The organism is Streptomyces sp. 351MFTsu5.1, from assembly GCF_000383655.1.
In the GTDB taxonomy this organism is placed as follows: Bacteria; Actinomycetota; Actinomycetes; order Streptomycetales; family Streptomycetaceae; genus Streptomyces; species Streptomyces griseorubiginosus.
On record NZ_KB911802.1, the window covers coordinates 34,510 to 53,518 of the forward strand.

Annotated in this window: 22 protein-coding genes; 9 read left to right on the forward strand and 13 right to left on the reverse strand. The window is 69.3% G+C overall.

The features are described from left to right. The first annotated feature begins 202 nt into the window (after window positions 1–202). Window positions 203–406, forward strand: a complete 204-nt coding sequence (locus H295_RS0139825) for a cold-shock protein (protein ID WP_020140946.1) — start codon at window positions 203–205, stop codon at window positions 404–406. Between the two features lie 268 nt (window positions 407–674). Here H295_RS0139825 and H295_RS0139830 read toward each other — a convergent pair whose 3' ends face one another. Next, window positions 675–1,148, reverse strand: coding sequence for an ATP-binding protein (locus tag H295_RS0139830; protein WP_043218752.1), 474 nt, complete (start codon window positions 1,146–1,148; stop codon window positions 675–677). A gap of 180 nt (window positions 1,149–1,328) precedes the next feature. Here H295_RS0139830 and H295_RS0139835 point away from each other — a divergent pair, with 180 nt between their 5' ends. Then, the gene (locus tag H295_RS0139835; protein WP_028810180.1) at window positions 1,329–1,700 is read left to right on the forward strand and encodes an STAS domain-containing protein; all 372 of its coding nucleotides are present in this window, start codon (window positions 1,329–1,331) and stop codon (window positions 1,698–1,700) included. Between the two features lie 136 nt (window positions 1,701–1,836). Next, the gene (locus tag H295_RS0139840) at window positions 1,837–2,205 is read left to right on the forward strand and encodes an anti-sigma factor antagonist (RefSeq protein ID WP_020140949.1); all 369 of its coding nucleotides are present in this window, start codon (window positions 1,837–1,839) and stop codon (window positions 2,203–2,205) included. 25 nt (window positions 2,206–2,230) lie between these two features. Here the strand turns inward: H295_RS0139840 and H295_RS0139845 are convergent, their stop codons facing one another. The 4 genes from H295_RS0139845 to H295_RS0139860 are packed head-to-tail and all read right to left on the reverse strand — an operon-like array spanning window position 2,231 to window position 6,041. Then, window positions 2,231–2,899 carry a response regulator gene (locus tag H295_RS0139845; RefSeq protein ID WP_020140950.1) on the reverse strand — a complete coding sequence of 223 codons (669 nt, stop codon included), beginning with the start codon at window positions 2,897–2,899 and terminating at the stop codon, window positions 2,231–2,233. Continuing rightward, entirely contained in the window at window positions 2,896–4,179 is a 1,284-nt protein-coding gene (locus H295_RS0139850) for a histidine kinase (protein ID WP_020140951.1), read from the reverse strand. The genes H295_RS0139845 and H295_RS0139850 overlap by 4 nt, the downstream gene beginning before the upstream one ends. A 27-nt stretch (window positions 4,180–4,206) precedes the next feature. After that, window positions 4,207–5,046, reverse strand: a complete 840-nt coding sequence (locus H295_RS0139855; RefSeq protein ID WP_020140952.1) for an ABC transporter permease — start codon at window positions 5,044–5,046, stop codon at window positions 4,207–4,209. Then, complete coding sequence (locus H295_RS0139860; protein ID WP_020140953.1) at window positions 5,043–6,041, reverse strand: ABC transporter ATP-binding protein; 999 nt, start codon at window positions 6,039–6,041, stop codon at window positions 5,043–5,045. Before H295_RS0139860 ends, H295_RS0139855 begins: the two co-directional genes overlap by 4 nt. A 511-nt stretch (window positions 6,042–6,552) precedes the next feature. Between H295_RS0139860 and H295_RS0139865 the strand changes: the two genes are divergently transcribed. Beyond that, entirely contained in the window at window positions 6,553–7,239 is a 687-nt protein-coding gene (locus tag H295_RS0139865) for a DUF4232 domain-containing protein (protein WP_028810181.1), read from the forward strand. A 47-nt stretch (window positions 7,240–7,286) separates the two neighbouring features. On the opposite strand, the gene H295_RS0139870 is transcribed toward H295_RS0139865, so the two are convergent. Further along, entirely contained in the window at window positions 7,287–8,450 is a 1,164-nt protein-coding gene (locus tag H295_RS0139870; RefSeq protein ID WP_028810182.1) for a helix-turn-helix domain-containing protein, read from the reverse strand. Window positions 8,451–8,874: 424 nt separating this feature from the next. Here H295_RS0139870 and H295_RS0139875 point away from each other — a divergent pair, with 424 nt between their 5' ends. Next, window positions 8,875–9,324: a DUF2690 domain-containing protein gene (locus H295_RS0139875; RefSeq protein WP_020140956.1), complete on the forward strand. Its 450-nt coding sequence runs from the start codon at window positions 8,875–8,877 to the stop codon at window positions 9,322–9,324. 94 nt (window positions 9,325–9,418) lie between these two features. Here H295_RS0139875 and H295_RS0139880 read toward each other — a convergent pair whose 3' ends face one another. The 4 genes from H295_RS0139880 to H295_RS0139895 form a co-directional block, all read right to left on the reverse strand. After that, entirely contained in the window at window positions 9,419–10,138 is a 720-nt protein-coding gene (locus H295_RS0139880; RefSeq protein ID WP_020140957.1) for a trimeric intracellular cation channel family protein, read from the reverse strand. A gap of 224 nt (window positions 10,139–10,362) precedes the next feature. Continuing rightward, the gene (locus H295_RS0139885) at window positions 10,363–11,598 is read right to left on the reverse strand and encodes a hypothetical protein (RefSeq protein WP_158691120.1); all 1,236 of its coding nucleotides are present in this window, start codon (window positions 11,596–11,598) and stop codon (window positions 10,363–10,365) included. A gap of 41 nt (window positions 11,599–11,639) precedes the next feature. Next, the gene (locus tag H295_RS0139890; RefSeq protein ID WP_158691121.1) at window positions 11,640–12,185 is read right to left on the reverse strand and encodes a hypothetical protein; all 546 of its coding nucleotides are present in this window, start codon (window positions 12,183–12,185) and stop codon (window positions 11,640–11,642) included. A gap of 38 nt (window positions 12,186–12,223) precedes the next feature. Further along, window positions 12,224–12,742: a hypothetical protein gene (locus H295_RS0139895; RefSeq protein ID WP_158691122.1), complete on the reverse strand. Its 519-nt coding sequence runs from the start codon at window positions 12,740–12,742 to the stop codon at window positions 12,224–12,226. 550 nt (window positions 12,743–13,292) lie between these two features. On the opposite strand from H295_RS0139895, the gene H295_RS0139900 reads away from it, so the two are divergent. Continuing rightward, window positions 13,293–13,601: a hypothetical protein gene (locus H295_RS0139900; RefSeq protein WP_020140961.1), complete on the forward strand. Its 309-nt coding sequence runs from the start codon at window positions 13,293–13,295 to the stop codon at window positions 13,599–13,601. 105 nt (window positions 13,602–13,706) lie between these two features. On the opposite strand, the gene H295_RS0139905 is transcribed toward H295_RS0139900, so the two are convergent. Continuing rightward, window positions 13,707–14,420 carry an HAD family hydrolase gene (locus tag H295_RS0139905; RefSeq protein WP_020140962.1) on the reverse strand — a complete coding sequence of 238 codons (714 nt, stop codon included), beginning with the start codon at window positions 14,418–14,420 and terminating at the stop codon, window positions 13,707–13,709. Window positions 14,421–14,631: 211 nt separating this feature from the next. On the opposite strand from H295_RS0139905, the gene H295_RS0139910 reads away from it, so the two are divergent. Then, a complete protein-coding gene (locus tag H295_RS0139910; protein WP_028810183.1) occupies window positions 14,632–15,903 on the forward strand; it encodes an alpha/beta hydrolase family protein in 1,272 nt (423 codons plus the stop codon). A 16-nt stretch (window positions 15,904–15,919) separates the two neighbouring features. Here H295_RS0139910 and H295_RS0139915 read toward each other — a convergent pair whose 3' ends face one another. Beyond that, window positions 15,920–16,333 carry a hypothetical protein gene (locus tag H295_RS0139915; RefSeq protein WP_020140964.1) on the reverse strand — a complete coding sequence of 138 codons (414 nt, stop codon included), beginning with the start codon at window positions 16,331–16,333 and terminating at the stop codon, window positions 15,920–15,922. A gap of 56 nt (window positions 16,334–16,389) precedes the next feature. On the opposite strand from H295_RS0139915, the gene H295_RS0139920 reads away from it, so the two are divergent. Continuing rightward, entirely contained in the window at window positions 16,390–17,151 is a 762-nt protein-coding gene (locus H295_RS0139920) for a ZIP family metal transporter (protein WP_028810184.1), read from the forward strand. Window positions 17,152–17,343: 192 nt separating this feature from the next. Continuing rightward, on the forward strand, window positions 17,344–17,985 hold the full coding sequence (locus H295_RS0139925; protein ID WP_043218777.1) for a hypothetical protein: 642 nt from the start codon (window positions 17,344–17,346) through the stop codon (window positions 17,983–17,985). 46 nt (window positions 17,986–18,031) lie between these two features. Here H295_RS0139925 and H295_RS0139930 read toward each other — a convergent pair whose 3' ends face one another. Further along, window positions 18,032–18,952, reverse strand: coding sequence for an aminoglycoside phosphotransferase family protein (locus tag H295_RS0139930; protein WP_020140967.1), 921 nt, complete (start codon window positions 18,950–18,952; stop codon window positions 18,032–18,034). Window positions 18,953–19,009 lie beyond the last annotated feature (57 nt).

Consider the following 19,009-nt stretch of genomic DNA (forward strand, 5'->3'; position numbering starts at 1 on the left):
GGCAGCGACTTCGCGTACGCGCCGACCCGCTCGACCGACCTCAGCCGTCACAGCTGCGGACATCCGGTCCACCCGAGCCCGGACACGAGGAGCGATTTCCTACGGGACTGCAGCGCCGAGTGTTTCTGCTGCGACGCCCGGGGGAGAATGGCTTCGGGACCGTGACGATCAGGTCGCGGCCGTGAAGTGAGGGAACAGCGTTATGGCGCAGGGCAGTGTGAAGTGGTTCAACGCGGAGAAGGGCTTCGGGTTCATCGAGCAGGACGGCGGCGGCCCGGACGTGTTCGTGCACTACTCGGAGATCCAGGGCAACGGCTACCGGAGCCTGGACGAGGGTCAGCGCGTCGAGTTCGAGATCGGCCAGGGCCAGAAGGGCCCGCAGGCACAGCAGGTCCACGCGATCTGATCCCGCTCCTGCCCTAGACCGGCGGACGAGGACGCCCGGCCCGCCGGCGTGGCGCCTTGATGAGGTCTCGCACGTCCGCAGCCCCCTCGCACGACTTGGTGCGCGGGGGCTGCGGTGTGTGGGTCGGCGTGAGCGACTGGGGAGTCACGGAAGACGAAGTTCTTGTCTTCGTTCGCCGTCATCGGCGGGGCGAGGCCGACCCCGCTCGTCGCGATGAGCTTCTACATGGCCGGGTGTCCGGGGTCAGGCCTCCTTGGAGCCCGTCCCGTCACCCCAGCCGGCCCGCGACATGGCCGCCCGGGTCGTCGGCCAGCACCACCGTGGCCTTGATCCGCTTGCCCACCGGCTCCCGATGCATCTCGATGCTCCGGCAGACGGCCATCACGATCTCCAGGCCGTGCTGGCCCACCCGCCCGGGGTTCGCGGCCTTGGCGATCGGCAGGATCGGTTCGCTGTCCCACACGGTCACCTCCACCGCCCCGTCGTCGACCTCCAGGGTCAGCAGGCAGGGGCCCGGCGCGTACTTGCGGGCGTTGGTCACCAGCTCGCTCACCACCAGCTGGACCATGCCCATCGCACGCTCCGACACCGGCAGCCCGTGGACGGCCTGCACATCCGTCAGAAACGAACGAGCCAGCTGACGGGCTTCAGCGATCTCCGCACTGCCTTCGAACGCGGCCGATACGGATATCGGTCCGCCGAGCAGGGAGCCCTGTCCCTCGCCCATTGCCGTTCGCACCATGCAGCCCGCCTTTTACCTCAAGCATCTTCAGCCAGCTCCCCTCGGATGCCCCGCAAGCCCGGCTTCAGACATCACGAACGAGCGATCCAGAAAAATTACTCACCGTTATCGATGGGCTACGGCACCATCTATGGCGTGGGCGAAACCCACACGTTACCGATCCTTGGGCATACTGGCCTCATGAGTACCGCCGACGACAGCCAAAGCGCATTTGGCCAGGTCAACGGGCATGTTCCGGAGGAGAACGGGCTGGTTCAGCACGAACGGGACAAAGCCTGGGTGATCGTTGCCCAAGGCGCTTTCGACATGGACACGATCGCCCCGTTCGCCGAGGCGCTTCAGGCCGCAGTGGCCAAGCACGCCAGGGTCGTCGTGGACGTCTCCGGCGTCACCTTCGCGGACTCGACCTTCCTGAACCTGCTGCTGCACATCAACCAGCAGACGGACCTGCGCATCGTGGCACCTGCGCCGCAGCTCCGACGCGTGCTGGAGATGACCGGAGCCGACACCGTCCTCACGGTGCAGGCGACAGTGGACGACGCGGCAACGTGAACCCGCGGCCCCGGGGCCGCAGCCGAGCCTGTCCTGCAAGGCTGGATGGCACTCGTGTGGTGCATCCGGACGTCCGGCTGGGGCAGAATCATCCCGCCCGCACGAGGCGGGCACGTGCGAACTCCTTGAGGAGACGGTGAGCGACAACCACAAAGCCGGCTTACACGACCGCCTTCGCGCCGTCCGGACCGTGGTCGACGGCGTTCGCGTCGTGACCGTGCACGGCGAGATCGACCACGACGGCAAGGACATCATCGTCCAGGCGCTGCTGTCCGCGGACGGCACACCGACACCGCAGCGGATCGTGGCCGACCTGAGCGATGTGACCTTCATGGACTCCAGCGGCGTCAACGCCCTGGTCACCGCCTATCAGCATGTCAGCGCCACCGACGGGTGGCTGCGCATCGCCGGCGCCCAGGAATCGGTCCTGCGCGTCCTTCAGATCGTCGGCATCGACACCCTCATCCCCTGCCTTCCCACCGCCGAAGACGCCCTGGGCGCCTGACCGCACCGCACCCGGCTGCTCGCGTTCAGTCCGTGCTGGGCCGGGCCAGGCCGTGGTCGTAGGCGAAGATCACGGCCTGGATGCGGTCGCGGGCGCCGATCTTGGCCAGGACTCGGCCGACGTGGGTCTTGACGGTGGATTCGGACAGGACGAACCGGGTGGCGATCTCGCCGTTGGTCCAGCCCTTGCCGACGGCCACGAGGATCTCGCGCTCGCGGTCGGTGAGGGAGCCGAGCCTCGGGTCCTCGGCGCGGTCGCCCCGGTGGGCGGGAAGGTACGGGGCGAACTCGTCCAGGAGGCGGCGGGTGAGAGCGGGGGCGATCACCGCGTCGCCGGAGGCCACGGCACGGATTCCGGCGAGGAGTTCCTCGGGGCGCGCGTCCTTCAGCAGGAAGCCGCTGGCGCCGGCCCGGATCGCGGCGTGGACGTACTCGTCGAGGTCGAACGTCGTGAGCACGAGGACCCGTGAGCGGCCACCGGCGGCGGCGATGCGCCGGGTCGCTTCGATGCCGTCCATGCCGGGCATGCGGACGTCCATCAGGACGACGTCGGGGCGCAGTTCGGCGGTCTTGCGGACGGCTTCGGCGCCGTGGGCCGCCTCTCCGACGACGTCGGTCTCGGGGACGGAGTCCAGGAGCAGGTGGAAGCCGTAGCGTTGCAGCGGCTGGTCGTCGACGATGAGGACGGTGGTCATCGGTCACCGCCCCGGGGCGTGAGGTCCAGGACGGCTTCGACGCACCAGCCTCCGCCGGCTGTCGGCCCCGCGGTGACGGTTCCGCCGTACAGCGCCGCTCTCTCCCGCATGCCCACCAGGCCGTGTCCTTCCTCGTTCGGGGCGCCGGACGGTGTCACTGCCGGGCCGGTGTCCTTGACCTGGATGCTCAGCCGGGTACCCGTCAGGACGACCGCCAGGTGCACCCGGGCGCCGTCGGCGGCGTGCTTCATGGTGTTGGTGAGGGCTTCCTGGACAACGCGGTACACCGTCAGCTGGACCCCGCCGTTCAGGGTCTCGACGTCCCCGGAGGTCCGGTAGACCACCTCCAGTCCCGCGGCGCGCACCGTGGCGCACAGGGCACCGATGTCCGCGATGCCGGGCTGCGGGCTGAGCTCGGGACCGGCGGCCGGACGGTCCCCGGTTTCACGCAGTACGCCGAGCACGCGCCGCAGTTCGCCGAGGGCCTGCCGGCCGGTGTCGCCGATGAGCCGCAGGGCCTCCTTGCCCCGCTCGGGTGCGATGTCCGTGGCGTAGGCGCCGGCGTCGGCGAGCGTGATGATGACGGCCAGGTTGTGGCCGACGATGTCGTGCATCTCGCGGGCGACCCGGGTGCGTTCGGTGGCCGTGGCCAGCCTGCTGCGCTGGTCGCGCTCGATCTCCAGCCGGGCGGCGCGCTCCCGCAGCCCGGCCAGTTGGGCCCGGCGGATCCGGATCATCAGTCCGAGCGCGAGGGCCGCCGTCGCCGTACTCACCAGGAAGAACAGCGCGTCCCAGACGGACACGACCGAGGACACGCGGACCGCGACCAGCAGCACGGCTCCCGCCATCACCGCGCCGGCCCACGGCAGCTGCCGCAGCCGTCCGTGCAGGGCGATGCTGTACAGCGCCACCAAGAGAGCGACGTCCGCGCGCAGCGCCACGCCCAGGGACCACTGGAGGACGAACACCGCCGCGATGACACCGAAGGAGGGCATGGGCCTGCGTCGCCGCCACAGCAGAGGAAGCACGAGTCCTGCCTGGAGTGCCAGCATTCCCGCCACGGGCAGCTCGGTGAAGGCGAGCCGGAAGCGGGGCGGTCCGTCGCCGTCGCCCGCACCGCCGTGCAGCAGGTCGGGCAGACAGAACATCAGGAAGACCACCGCCACGACCACGGTGTCCAGCACCCAGGGACGGGCCCGGTCCGCCTGCCGCAACCGCTGGCCGCATCGGGAGAGCCGGGCGACCAGCGGTCCCATCCCGCTGATGTCATCGGTGGTCAAAGACGTCACCTGTTCATGGTGCGGGCGTCAGACGTCGCTGCGCACGAGCCGGTACGCCGCGCCGCCCAGGACGAGTGCCGTCCAGCACAGGAAGACCAGCAACCCGGCCCCGGGCGACAGGGACGTCGCGTCGTGGGTCAGCGCGAACATCGACTGACCGGCGTTGGACGGGAGGTAGGGGCTGATGTCGTCCTGCCAGGAACTCGGCAGCAGGGAGATCAGTCCGGGGATCAGCATGAAGGAGGCGACCAGCACCGAGATCCCCCCGGCCACCGACCGCAGCAGCGCACCCAGCGCGGCTCCGATCACCCCGACCAGGCCGAGGTAGAGTCCGGCGCCCAGCAGACTCCGCAGGACACCGGCGTGCGAGAGGCTCATGGCCGCGGGCGTGCCGGAGACGATTCCACTGCCGATCAGGAAGGCGACGAACCCACCCACCGTGCCCACGACCAGTGCGACCAGCCCGAACACCGTCGCCTTGGACCACAGCACGGGCAGTCGGCGGGGCACCGCCGCGAGCGTGGAACGGATCATGCCGGTCGAGTACTCGCCCGCCGTGACCAGCACGCCGAGCACGCCGAGGGCCAGCTGGGCGAAGTTCGTGCCGAAGAGGGACAGGCTTACGGCCGTGGAGTCGGCGAAGTCCCGGTCCATGTTGCCGGAGTCGATCCCCGACTTGTAGCGGCTCGCGGAGATCACGCCGAAGGCCACCAGGAACAGCAGGCCGAGGCCCAGAGTGATCCAGGTCGAGCGCAGGGACCACAGCTTGGCCCACTCGGAGGCCAGGACCCGCCGTCCGGTCACCCGGTAGGCGGGACGGACGGGAGCGGTCCTGGGTTCCTCCGCGGTCGCGGTGAGGGTGCTCATGCGGGCCTCCCGAGGGTCTCGATGTCGGACGGGGTGCCGGAGGCAGTGCCGGTCGTGGGTGCCGTCGTCGTTCCGGTCGTAGCGCCGGTCGTGGTGCCGTGGTACTCGACGGCGTCCCTGGTCAGGTCCATGAACGCTTCCTCCAGCGACACGCTGCGCGCGCTCAGCTCGAACAGTGCGACGCCGTACTCGGCGGCCTTCAGCCCGATCTCGCGGGCGCTGAGCCCGGTCACCTGCAACTCCTCGGAGCCGATCGTGCCGGTGATGTCGACGCCCGGCCCGGCCAGGGCGTCCCGCAGCCGCGCCGGGTCCTGCGTCGCGACCTTCACGGTGTCCCCGCCGGCCTCGCGGATGAGGTCCGCCACGGTCGTGTCGGCCAGCAGTCGGCCGCGCCCCACGACGATCAGGTGGTCCGCCACCAGGGCCATCTCGCTCATGAGGTGGGAGGACACGAACACCGTCCGGCCCTCCTCGGCGAGCCCCTTGAGCAGGTTGCGGATCCACAGCACGCCCTCGGGGTCCAGCCCGTTGACCGGCTCGTCCAGCATCACCGTCTGCGGGTCGCCCAGCAGCGCCGCCGCGATGCCCAGCCGCTGGCCCATGCCGAGGGAGAAGGCCCCGGCTCGTTTCTTCGCCACGCTGCCGAGCCCGGCCAGGTCGATGACCTCGTCGACCCGGCGCGCCGGAATGCCGTGGGTCAGCGCCAGGGCCCTGAGATGGTTGTACGCCGAGCGGCCGGGATGGATCGACTTCGCCTCCAGGAGCGCGCCGACCTCCTGGAGCGGTGCCCGGTGGAGGGCGTAGTGCTGACCGTTCACGGTGACGGAGCCGCTCGTCGGGGCGTCGAGGCCGACGATCATGCGCATGGTGGTGGACTTCCCGGCGCCGTTGGGCCCCAGAAAGCCGGTCACCGTGCCCGGCCGCACGACGAAGTCCAGCCCGTCGACGGCTGTCTTCTCACCGTATTTCTTGGTCAGCTGCCGTGCGTCGATCATGCGCGCGCTCTTCCTGTCGGTCGGCGGCGTCCGTCGCATCCGACGCCTCACGTGCCACGTTAGGAGCCGTTTCGGGCGATCCAGTGATACTGGGGGGCTGTTCGTGGGCGGGGGGCGTTGTACCGGGGTACTACGGGGGGTGCGCGGGAGTCGTACGTGGTCGTCGGCTGCGCGGCGGGTGCTGGGTTCTGGGGGCCTGGGTCCCGGGGGGCCTGAGTCCTCGGCGCTGGGTCCTCGCCGCTGGGTGCTGGGCGCGTTTCGAGCCGTCGATCAGCCCTCGCCCGCTGGGGCACCACTCCCCCGCCCGTGGCTGGTGTCGTTCCGTCTCGGTCGGCCCCCTGGGCAGGACGGTTGCCGACCCCTCCGAGGCGTTCCGTGATGATCGTGGCCGGATTTGGTCACCGGTACGTCACAGGTGGAAGGGTCGGAGAACTGCCTGGTCGGCGCTTATGTCTGGATCGACGAGGGCGGCAAGGAGCCGCCTTTGGACCACCTGAACTCGGGGGACAGCATGCGGTACGTGAACGGAATGCGCGGTTCGGCAATGGCGATCGTCGTGGCGTCGGTGGCCCTTGCGGTGGCGGGATGCCAGCCCGGCGAGAGCGGCGCGGACACCGCGGACGGCGGCCCCACCGCGTCCGGGTCCGTCAGCTCAGCGGCCTCCCCGACGCCCGACGGCTCGACGCCGTCCGCCTCCCGGCCCACGCCCACTGTCTCCGCACCGGCGCCGTCCGCACCTGCCGCCGGAGGTTCAGCCGCGAGCTGCTCCGCAAGCAGCCTCAAGGCAACCGCCCGTCAGGCCACCGTGCGACCTGACGGGACGGGGACCGGTGCAGCCGTCGTCGAGTTCACCAACGTGTCCGCCCACACGTGCTCCCTGAACGGGCACCCCACGGTGGCCGGCGCCGCGAACGGCTCCCCCGAACTGAACGTCCCGCTCACCGTCAAGCCGACCGGGACGGCGACGTCCGTGAAGGTGGCCCCCGGCGGCAAGGCATGGGTGAAGCTCACGTTCGTGCAGGTCCAGGGAGAGGGCGACGGGTACTGCGAGTCCGGTTCGGCGCCCGTGCTGTACCCCACGATGGTTGTCGGGCTGCCGGGTTCCGGAGCGCACCAAGTGGGCCTGGACGACGGTCAGTTCGCCGAGTGCGACGACACCGTGACCGTCACCCCCGTGTCGGCGGTCAAGCCTGCCTGATTTCACCGGTGTTGGGGACTGAAGTCCTCGTGGACGACCGCTTGCGGTCAGCTGCTCTCCACGGCCGACGTCGGGACCGCCGATGCCTTGGTCCGCAGGGCGCGTTCGCAGTGCGGCCAGTCGTGGAAGTCGTGGTTGCGGGCCCAAAGGCGTTTGGCGGCCTGGATGTTCCATTCGGGGTCCAGCGCCTTGAGCGGCGTCCCACCCAGTTCACGCAACCGGGTGTCGGAGATCTGGAACAGGCCCCAGTTCCTGCTGCCGTTGGTGTTGGGCAGGATGTGCAGCGGGTCCAGGAAGGACTGGCAGTCGGCGATGGCGACGGCGTCGTCCGGCGCCTCGTCGAAGACCACACGTATGCGCTGGCGGACTTTTTCCGGCGCCCAAGTGTCCATGCGGGTCTTCGAGTCGTAGAGCGCCTTCTTGGTGTCCGCCGTCACGACGCCGTTCGGCGGGAGTCCGGCGATCACCTGGAAAGCCGTCACCCTGCGCAGGGTCTGCGGGCCGAAATCGCCGTCCACGCCTATGACGGCGCCACGCCGTTCGAGCAGCGTCTGTACTTCGCGTACGCATTCGTCGTGCTGCCCCATGCTGACGACGGGCGAGCAGACTGAGGAGAACAGGGTCCGTGGATCCGGCTTGTCGGCCCGGTCGTCCGGCGTGGAGGCCAGGGACATGGCCCACCCGACGGTTCCGAGAACGGTGACGGCGGCAGCGGCGGTCAGGGCGAGGATCCGCCGATTCACCGGGAGGCGCTTTGGGCTCGGCTCCTGGAGGCCAGGAACTGAAGCAGGTTCCGGGGCGGGCAACTCCCGTACTACGGCGACGGATTCCTCCTCGTCCCCGGTCGATGCAGGGTCTGTGGAGGCGGTTTCCTCGACGGATACGGCCGCTGCCTGTCCGGCCTCGACCTGCTCGGCAACGCCATCGCTCTGCGCGGTGTCCTCCTGCGGCACCCGTCTCTCGCGCTCGGTGTCGGCGAGAGCCCACAGCCGGTGCAGTTCGCGCAGTTCGGCGGAGGTGGCTCCGCAGGCGGTGGCGATCCGGTGTACGGCGCCGTAGTCCTGCGGGACCGACGAGGCCGCGCAGTAACGGTGCAGGCTGGAACGGCTGATGCCGGCCCGCTGGGCGAGAGCGTCGTAGCTGAGCCCGGATCTCCTTTTCAGCGCGCGCAGCTGAGCGGCGAGTCGCTCGGCCTCCTTGTACTGGTTCATGAAGAACCCCCCTCTTGTTCGCACACGCTCGCCAGTCCTGGCTGCGTGTCGGCCCCTGCCGACGGTGCGGTGCTCCGTCGGTCCGATGCTCCGGCGGTCCGGGACGTGGTCACGATCCCGGCGGCCCAATGTGCCAGACGTTGCCCGGCCGGGCGGGGAGTTGGGCCTCCCGGATGCCGAAGCGTGCTCCGCCCGTATCCCAAGCGCCTCCCAGCCTCTCCAAGAACACACAGCTCAGAGGGTGAGGGAGAGTGTCACCGTCCCAGGCGGGTCCCTTCCGCTTGTCCGGCCCGGCGCGACCCGCCACCGTGACGCCGTCGGTGCCTTCCCCGTCGTACGTCCCCACCCGTGGAGACGGCGACGACGGCCGTCACTGGCTCAACCACGCGCTACGGATACACGCACTGCGGATATGGGAGAACAGATGAAAACCAGCACCACCTTGATGCGCGCTGCGGCCGCGATCCTGCTGGCCGGCGGCGGGCTGCTCGCGGGAACCCCGGCTCACGCGGCCGCCACCGCGTGCTCGGGGTCGGCGTGCGACGGCAAGGACCCCTCCGTCTACTGCCAGGGCGACGCGCGGACCGTGCAGAGCCTCAGACTCGGGCAGGCGCTGCTCGAGCTCCGCTACAGCCCCAGCTGCCGCGCCGCCTGGGCGCGGATCTCCAACGCGGGCTACGACACGCGGGACCAGTTCACCCCGTACGCCACCGTGCACCGCAACAGCGACGGGCGTGAGTACTCCTGTTCGGTGCCGAACGGCGACACCGACTGCTACACCCGCATGGTGAACGACGCCAACGTCACGTCGTACGCGAAGGGCATGTGGGACAGCGGCGCCCGCATCTACGAGGACCGCACCGGGTCCTACTGAACGTCCTTGCCTCCTGCCGGAGTTCGGCCCGAGCGACCTGCTTCCCCAGTCGCCCGGGCCGCTCCGGCCGGACCTGGCCAGGCAGGCAACTGCCCTAGGGCTTCGGCGTGGGGATCAGCCTGTCACGTGCCGGCTCGTCGCGCCTGCGGTGCCTGGACCCTGCTCTTGTCGCCGCCCGGCGCCAGAGTGCGGACCTGGGCGTTCGCCACTTCAGGCGCAGGGCGGTCAGGCGAAGCGCGAAGGCCAGCAGTCCGACCGCGACCGCGGTGGCCACCCTGAGGGTGGACGTGGCGTGCAGGACGGTGACCAGGCCGGCGCCGCAGACGGCGGGGACGACGTACAGATCGCGGTCCCATATCAGCGACGAGGGGATCTCCCGGGCCAGCACGGAACAGACGACTCCGCCGCCGACCGCCGTGGTCACTCCCAGAGCCGCGGAGGCCGGGGCGTTGAGGCCGTGCTGGAGGGCCTTGACGGTCCCGGTGACGCAGAACATACCCAGCGCGCCCGCGTCGGCCACGTCCCAGGCCGTGTCCCACGAATGTGCCCGGGAATTGAAGAACACCAGCAGAGTCGCCAGGAACGGGGCCGTCGCGTATCCGAGGTCGGTGAAAGCGACCGGCTGGATGCGGAGCACCAGATCCCGGAAGAGGCCGCCGCCCAGACCGGCGGCCTCGGCCAGCAGCAGGGTGCCGAAGAAATCGAAGTCCTCGCGTGTGGCTATCACAGCTCCGCAGACGGCGAAGGCGAACACCCCCACCAGATCGAGCGGATACTGCACGTCTCCCGCGATGTCGTGCAAGTTATGGATCATCTGGGGCTCCTTGAAACCTGCCGCAGCGCCAGGGTGTTTCTGAGAACGACAACGCCTTTACTGTGAGGTCACGTTATCTAGATGGTCACCCGGTCTGCGCTGCCATGAGCGGAGAATGAGCGGTAGTTGGCACATGGCAGATGAGATGCTTTCGGAGTGGAACGGATTCGGCCCGCCGTGGGCCGTATACAGTTCGCCGTGGGCCGTAGGCGGTTCGCGCACGCCTAGACGAACGCCACGACGGTAAGGGCGATCGAGAGTGCGGCGGCGGCAGCGGGCCATCTCAGCCAGTGGCGGCGTCGGGCGGTGATCGCCGCCGCCATGAGGTACTCGGCCACGACGCCGATCGCGGTCGCGGCGGCGAGCAACATGCCACGGTTGCCCGCCTGTTCACCCAGAGCCACCTGACGGTTCTGTTCGGCCGTCATGGCAGGCCATTGCTCGGGCTCCGCGCTCAGCGCTGTCACCGTGGCCGGGTCGACTCCGTCGGCACTGACTGGCGCGCGGCCCATGTACTCGGCCGCGCGCCGCAGTTGGGCCGCAACAGCCGTCTCGGCACGCGCCACCTCCAACTCGGGCCGGGTGTCCCGTGCTTGCTGGGTCTCGAGTGCAAGTGTCGTGCGCACGGCGGCCCGGATGTCAGCGACGTGGGCTGCCTGGACGCTGCGGGTGAGGAACGCGGACCGTTCTCCGCTCGCCGCGATGTCGGTGCCCAACTGAACTGCTCTGCGGGCCGCTTGGGCCTGGGCGCGCTGTTCGGTGCCTGCCGCCGCGAGCTGCCCCAGTGGCAGGAAGAAGAGCAGGCAGAAGACGACGAGGTGGCACCAGACCGAGCGGCGGTCGTCGCGCGGAGCGGTGGCCGGCTGCGGAATGATCTCCGGCTCCCGCAGGACGCGGACACCGGGCGGCGCTGGACGCCGCCACGCGGGTGGCCGCAGCACCCCGGCCGCGACGGCGGCCGCGATCACGGCCGCACCCGCGATGCCCGCCGAAAGCAACGCCCACAAGGCCGAACGGTCCCCCTCACGCAGGGTCGCGTCGGGATTGAGGGCGTAGATGCCGGCCGAGTGCTGCTGAGCGTCTGCCAGCCGACGGGGCACGTCGTAACCGAGGTTGGCGGACAGGTAGGTGTCGTTGCCCACGAGGAGCCCGGGCGGGGCTGCTTGGCGCAGACTGAACGCGGTGCGGGAGGCCAGCTCGCTCTCGGCCGTGGCCAACCGGTTGTCCTTGCCCAGCGCCGCCAGGGCTCGGGCGCGGGCTTCCTCGGCGGCCACCAGGAAGGCGGGCGGCGCCTCGTCCGCGTAGAGATGGCGTACGTCCTCCTGCACGGCCGCCTGTCGCTTGACGTCTTCCCGGACGGCGTCCTGGTACGAGCCGCCCGCCAGGCTGAACTGCCAGGTGCAGAGCAGCGTGGCCAGCGACACGACCACGATGAGCCCGATCTGGACTCGGATGCGCACGCTGAAGCGCGTGCGGGGTGTCGGGGGCGGCGTGGGGGCGGTCACGAGTCGACTCGTCGGAAGACGAAGCGGAGGCCGTCCTCGTCGGTGAGGGTGAACACGCCGTCGGCCAGCGACCAGACGAATCGCCGGGGCGCCAGTGAAGCCGGCCGTTCGGTGTAGTCGTCCCCGGGGTGTGCCGGATCCTTTCGCGTGGTCGTGGCGGACGAGGGTCGCAGAGTCAGTGTCCGGCCGTCGACCTCTACCGCTCCGGTGGAGGTGCGCTTGAGGAGGTAGTACTCGTTCGCAACCGGGGACACGGGATAGGTCAGCACCCCCGCGTGCGCGTATCTGCCGTCGGCCGTGAAACGGTACGCCAACGTGGTGTTGGAACCTGGTTGCGCGCTTTCCCAGGCGCCGACCATCTCGGTGGGAACGATCCCGGCCGCTGTGGTCGTGGCCGGGACGGCGGAGACGGTCTGGTTGCTGGGCGCCGGACTGGGCTCGTCGTGTGCCGCGACACAGGCCGCGGACACTCCCGTCACTCCCAGCGTCAGCGAGACCAACAGCGCCTTACGGACGCCGCATGACAGTGCACGGAGATTCATCAACTGCCCCTGAGCTCATCAAGTACGCGGAAATCCGGTCACCCTCCGCTGGTTTGGCGTACGTAGCTCACGCCGTCCAGCGAGAGATTCTCGAACGCGTAGCCGTAGCCCGTGTCGAAGGGGGTGATCGACCAATTCCTCACGTACAGGGGACCACCGGGCATGTGCAAAGTCATGGTGGAGCCCTGCACGACCGCCGGGCCACGGAGTACTTGGCCGTTGTTGTAATACATGGCAACGAATCCCTCAGCGAGGAACTCGATCTTCGTAGCCCGCGCGCTGCCCTCGCCGTCTCCGTCCCACTCCCCCACCAGTTCCTGCGGAACCTGGCCAGCGAGGGGAGCCTGCTGGTCGGAGTCAGGCTCGGAAGCCGTGTCCGACGAGGTTTCGGGCGCCGGAACAGGGATCGCAGGCGGCGGCTGAAGCGACGAAATCGACGGAGTCCTCGCTGCCGACGCATCCGTCGCTGAAGCGGACGAGTCGTCGTCGCTCGTCCCGCATCCCACGGCCAGGCAGAGCATGGCCACGGCTATCCCCCGCATGAATGCTGCTTTCATCGCGGCCCCCTCGAGAATCCCGGTGCTGCATTCCGTCGAGCGAGCGTAGACCCCACCTCATGTCCGGGAGAGCGCCCTGCTGGAGCCGGTCAACCTTTGACAATTCCCGCACCTGAATCGCCTCGGCGGAATTCATCTTCTTCCAAGCCGGGGGGAGCAGCCGGATACTTGGACCGGGTACCTCGCGCTTCGAGTTCGCCGCCGTTCGCGATCCAGATCGAGACCCAGGCTGCGGTGTCCGAATCCAGCATCACCAGGTGGAAGCCGGCCGGTCCGGTCCGGCACCCGGCAAAGCCGTTCGGGCACGGTGCTGACGCGCGGGAGGGTTTGAGTGAGTGTCAGGTCCATCATGCCTGGTCGAAGCGGTCTTCGGTAGGACGAAGCGCACGCCCGTCCAGCCTTGTTGCGGGTGGTGCCCTGACCGCAGACTCGTCGTCATCCACACTCCGGTCAACGAGCCGGCATCCGTCATCGGCTGCCGGCGCGTTCGCCGTGCTGTCTCGCCGTGTGACATGCGCCGGCCGGAGAGGGTCGGGGACGAAGGGGATCGATGGATCAGGACATGGTCGTGCTGGCAAGGGTCAGGCTGCTCAGTGCCAACGTTCGGGTGGTGCGAGGGGTGGAGGGGCTGTGGATCTACCGACTGCTGACGCAGGTCGAGCCGGAGGTGTACGGATCGAAGCTGGCATACGTCCTGGTGGAGGAGAGCGGTTCGCCGCTGCTGCGGAAGCTTCCTGAGCGGAGGCTGGTCCTGCTCGACGAGGCCGTGAAGGTGGCGCAGGCCCTCAGTCCGGCGAACCCGTACCGGGAGAAGGTGCTGGCGAAGGCACTGGCCGCGAGGGCTCGCGCGTTGACATGAATCCGAGTGGGGTCCCGGTCGAGCCGGGGCCCCACGCCTCCTCGACGACGTTGTCGCTTGCCGAGGCGTCCACCCGATGAGTTTCCTCCGGCCCGTCGCCGCCTCTCATGACGGATCGGCACCCGCAGCAGGCGAGTTCACGAGTGTCAGTACGTCGTTCAGTGCGGACACGGACGGTCCGGCCCAGTCGTCGCCGCGCGCGTGGGCGTCGTTGTCGGCCCAGTCGCTGGTCCGGAGCATGAACGCGCGCATGCCGCAGCGGGATGCACCGGCGAGTTCGTCTCCTCCTCCGTCGCCGATGTAGAGGCACTCCTCCGGGGCGGCATCGAGGCGGTGTGCGATCAGGCGGAAGAGTTCCGGATCGGGTTTGCGCCTGCCCTCCTCGCAGGACAGCACACGCGCATCGACAAGATCGGCCACCGGCAACTGCGGCCAGGTCTGCGCCAGTTCGACGGTGCAGTCGCTCAGCACACCCACGCGCAGTCCGCGGGCACGCAGTGCGCGCAGCGTCGGGACGGCGTCGTCACGCAGCACGAAGAGTTCGCGTTGCGATGCGACTCGTGCCGTGCACGCGGCGGCAAGCGCTTCGTCGCTCGGCTCGACGCCGCAGCGCCGTGCCAGCGTCCGGAAGGTCGCCGCGAGGTCGCCCAGGGACCCGGTGGCTCGTTCGGGAAACGACGCGTCCAGGGCCGTACGCCAGGTTCGGGCGGGCAGGCCGAGAGGTGCCGCGCTCCGGGCCGCGTGCTCGTCCCAGACGTGGGCCGGAGTGCTGGGGGTGAGCGTTCCGAAGAAGTCGAGGATGACGGCGTTGACGGACATGAGGCGACCCTAACGCCCTGGCAGGCGACCGTAACGCCTCGGCAGGCGACCCTGACTCCCCGACCTTGGCCCCCTCAGAACACGCTCCCCATGTCCGCGGGGGTAGGGCTTTCCCGAGCACTCAGACGCCTGGCAGCACGATGGCCCCTGAAGGGCCGCGTTGCGAAGATCCATGTGTCCGTACCCTGCACCACGCCTCTGAGGAACTCCCATGCGCAGCTCTCGTTTCGTTGCCGCTTCTCTGGTAGGGGTCGTCGTCTGCGGTCTGGCCGTCCCGAGCGCGGTCGCGGCTTCAGCCGGGGCCACCTCGCCTACGGTCCGGGCGCTCTCTGCACGCTCCAGCCCTGCGAAGGGTGTGAGGCTCACGCTTCCCGTGCCGAGCGGCCGCTACGCCACCGGCGAGTCGTCCTTCCGGCTTGTCGACGACGAGCGCTCGGACCCGTGGGTGCCCGGTCAGCCGTACCGCGAGCTGATGATCAGTGTCTTCTACCCGTCGGTGCACACCGGCGGCCGGCCCTTCACGCACCAGTTTCCGCCGGCGGTGGCCACGGCGTTCGGTTCGGCCGTCGAGCAGAGCGCCGAACTGCCTGCCGGCCTGGTGAACTGGGCCGCGACCACCACGCACTCCGTGAGGGACGCCGTGCCTGCCCCGGGCCGCTTTCCCGTCGTCCTCTACTCCCCCGGCGCCGGGGATCCGCGGGACTGGAACGTGTCGCTGGCCGAGGACCTGGCGTCACGGGGCTTCGTCGTGGTCACCGTCGATCACACCGGAGAGGCACCGGCGGTGCAGTTCCCGGACGGCCACGTGGTCGGGAACGAGCCGCTCATGACCGCCTGGGCCACGGCCATCCAGAACGGCACCACGCCGGCCCTTCTCAGGAAGGTGATGGCCGCGCGCACTGCCGACACCGAGCTCGTCCTGGACCGGCTGACAAGCCTGCCGACCCGGCTGACCCGCATCATGGACGTGCACCGGGTCGGCATGTTCGGGCAGTCCGGCGGCGGCTTCACGGCTGCGCAGGCGATGTACGGCGATCCGCGGATCAAGGCCGGCGTCAACATGGACGGCACCCTGGAGTACACCAGCGAACCCGACGGCACCCATCTGAGCGAGGTCGCTCTGCACGGGCTGGATCGCCCGTTCCTGCTGATGGGAAACAGCTCCGCGGCCGACGGGAGCGACGTGCACCACGAACCGTCCTGGGCGTCGTTCTGGCGAAACCAGCGGGGTTGGAAGGCAGACGTCACCCTGAACGACTCCGTGCACGCGTCTTTCACGGACGCCAAGGCACTTCTGCCGCAGCTGGCGGGCCGGGTACCGGTCGACAAGCTCGACGCGGCGGTCGGCAAGGTCGACCCTCGCCTGGCGGTGGCGGCGAATCGGGCACTGGTCGCCTCGTTCTTCGACCGATTCCTGAAGGGCTGCGACGACCATCTCCTGGACGGCGGTGCGTCGCCGTACCCGATCGCCTTCGTACGGTAGACGGCCCTTTCGGCGGTCAGGCGTCCGGGGCGACTTCGGGGTGAGTGAACCGCACGGGCTTGCCCAGCGACCGGGCGTAGGCGATTTCGGCCCGGGTGCTGTCTCCGATGTAGTCACCGACTATGAGCACCTCGTCAGCGAGCCGGATCTTCGCTCGGTGCAGCTCGCCGAGACGAACCTTCAGGGACTGGGACTGGGCGTCGGCCTCGGCCTCGGCACCCGCAGGACCGGTGCTGAGCCCATGCGGCGACTTCATGTCGAAGCCCGGCTTGACGACGACCCTTCCCGCGATGGTCTCCCGAAAGTCCGCCTGGGCCATCTCGGCCATGAAACGGGTGGAACCGCAGATCACGACGATGTGCGGGATGCCCAGTTGCTTCTTCGCCTCGGCGAGTTTCCGCTCCGGAGTGAGCTGCTGCGGGTATGACAACGGTCCTCCTGGTGGTGTGCTGCACGCACCCCGTGGTCCGGGGTACCGGTAGCGGCATGACTGAAGCGGTACAAGCGGGACTGTGGGGATTGCTGGCGGGTTCGGCGCTGCTCGTGGGCGCGGCGATCGGGTACGGGTTGCGCGTGCCGCAGAAAGTGATCGCCACGGTGATGGCCTTCGGGGCCGGGGTGTTGCTGTCGGCGGTCTCCTTCGAACTGGTCGGTGAGGCCTACGACGAGGCGGGCATCGCACCGGCGGCGATCGGCACGCTTCTGGGTGCCCTCGCCTACACGGTCGGCAACGTGTGGCTGGCCGGCCGGGGCGCCCGGCACCGCAAACGCTCCGGTGTCCGACCTGACCAATCCCAGCCCTCGGAAGCCGAACAGGGCGGGTCCGGTACGGCTCTGGCGCTGGGCGCACTGCTGGACGGCGTTCCGGAGTCGGCCGTCATCGGGGTCAGTCTGCTCGACGGCGGCACGGTCAGCCTGGTGACCGTGGCGGCGGTGTTCCTCAGCAACGTCCCTGAGGGCCTGTCGAGTTCGGCGGGGATGAAGAAGGCCGGGCGTGGCAAGGCGTACGTCTTCGGCGTGTGGACGGCGATCGCAGCAGCGAGCACTGTCTCTGCCGTCCTCGGTTACACCGTCGTCGGAGCGTTCTCTCCCGCTGTGGTGGCAGCGGTCACCGCGGTGGCCGCAGGCGCGATCCTCGCCATGATTGCCGACACGATGATTCCCGAGGCGTTCGAGGATGCCCACCTGGCGATCGGCCTGATCACCGTGTGCGGTTTCCTGCTCTCCTTCGCTCTCTCCCACGCCTGACAGCACCTGTCCCGGAATCGCGCTCATGGATGGCCTCTTGCGAGTGCGACCCATTCCCCTTCGCGTTGCCCTGCACGTCCGTAGTATCACTTGTGCAGTGGCGCACGTTCGCGGCAGTCGGATGAGGGCGCGCCTGATTCCTGTCGCGGGATGCCGTCTTGAACCTACGACCTGTGAAGGAGCATGACCATCATGTCTGACACTGTGGCCGCAAAAAACGGGGTTACCACCCAGTACCTGGCACGGGTGGCCGAGGACCTGGAACAGAACCTGAAGGAGCAGGAGCGTCTCGGCACCGAAATCGCCGTACTGCAAAGCCAGTTGGCGGAGCTTGAAGCGGACCGAACGGTGTTGGTGAGCCTTCAGGAAGCGCTCGGCGCAACCTCCGCGCCGGCAACCTCCGCGCCCACCATCCCTGCGCCCGCAGCACCGGAAGCCGAGCCTGCTTCGGCTCCCACCGCCGCCGACAAGAAGGCCACCGCGGCCCCGGCCAGGAAGGTGCGGGCCAAGAAGCCCGCAGCGGCGCCGGTTCCGAAGGCACGCAGGACCAAGACAGCAGCCGCGAAGGCCGCCGAGCCTCGGCAGCCCTCCCTGGTCACTCTGGCCCGTGACTTCCTGACGAGCCAGACCGAACCCCGTTCCGCCGCGGAAATCGCCGAGGCCCTGGCCCAGGAGCACCCCGACCGCGGCATCAAGAAGACCGTCGTACGCACCACGCTCGAAGGACTCGTGGCCAAGAACCACGCCCAGCGCAGCAAGCAGGGCTCCTCCGTGTTCTACACCGCTCCCGACCAGGCAGCGCCTTCTGCGGACAGCAGTGAGACTTCCGCATAGGCGGAACCCTCGGCCAGGGGCGAGAACAAGCGCAATCAGGCGTGCGTCAAACGCCCTTCAGCACACGATCGAGTGCCGCCCTGCCTACGGGGCCCCAGTTCGGCTTGCCGCCCGGGAGACCCCGGTCTCCGTTCTGCCCCATGAGCATGAGGAAGAGGCTCCTCATCGCAGCCAGTCCGCGGGCCCGACGGACGGTCGCCTCGTCCGCACGGGCGTACCTGTCGAGGCAACGTGAGGCCAGGCCGGCCGGCAACAGCAGCCATGCGGCGGCGAGGTCCCAGGCGGGGTCTCCGGCGACCAGGGCACCGAAGTCGACGACGCCCGACAGGGTTCCGTCCGAGACCACGACGTTCGCCGGATGCAGATCGCCGTGCACCCATACGGGCGGCCCGTCCCACTCGGGGGCTGCGACGGCTTCGTCCCAGACGGCCCGGGTGGCGGCTGCGATGTCGTCGGGGGCGACGGCCTGGAAGAAGTGCTCGAAGCCGCCGGTGCACTGCTTGGGGTGAGCGCCGAAGTCCGAGCTGACCGGTGCCTCGGCGGGCGCCTCGACGTGGAGCGCTCGGAGGAAGTCCGCCAGGATGTCGGCCGCGTGGGTGCCGTGGCTGATCGAGCCGTGGTCCAGTGGCTCGCCGGGAACCCAGGTCATGACGGTCCAGTGCTTCGGGAAGCTCTCGGACGGTTCGCCGTATCGCACCGGGGTCGGCACCGGCAGGGGAAGGCGCGGGGCCAGTACCGGTAGCCAGCGCCGCTCCTTCAGTTGGAGTTCCGGGGTGGGGTCCATGCGCTGCATGCGCACGGCCAACTCGTCGCCGAGACGCCACATTTGATTGCCCCAGCCGCCCGGCACCTCGCGGATGGCAAGCCCTGCCAGGTCTGGATGCTGCTCCTGCAACAGGGCTCGGACCAGGTCGGGGGTGATGTCGATCTGGGTCTCGGCGTCGATGTCCGTGTCGGTGTCGGTCATGCGAAGTCACAGTAATGGGGCGGGAGGTGGGGCGGCTCTGGATCTTCGTGAATGAGT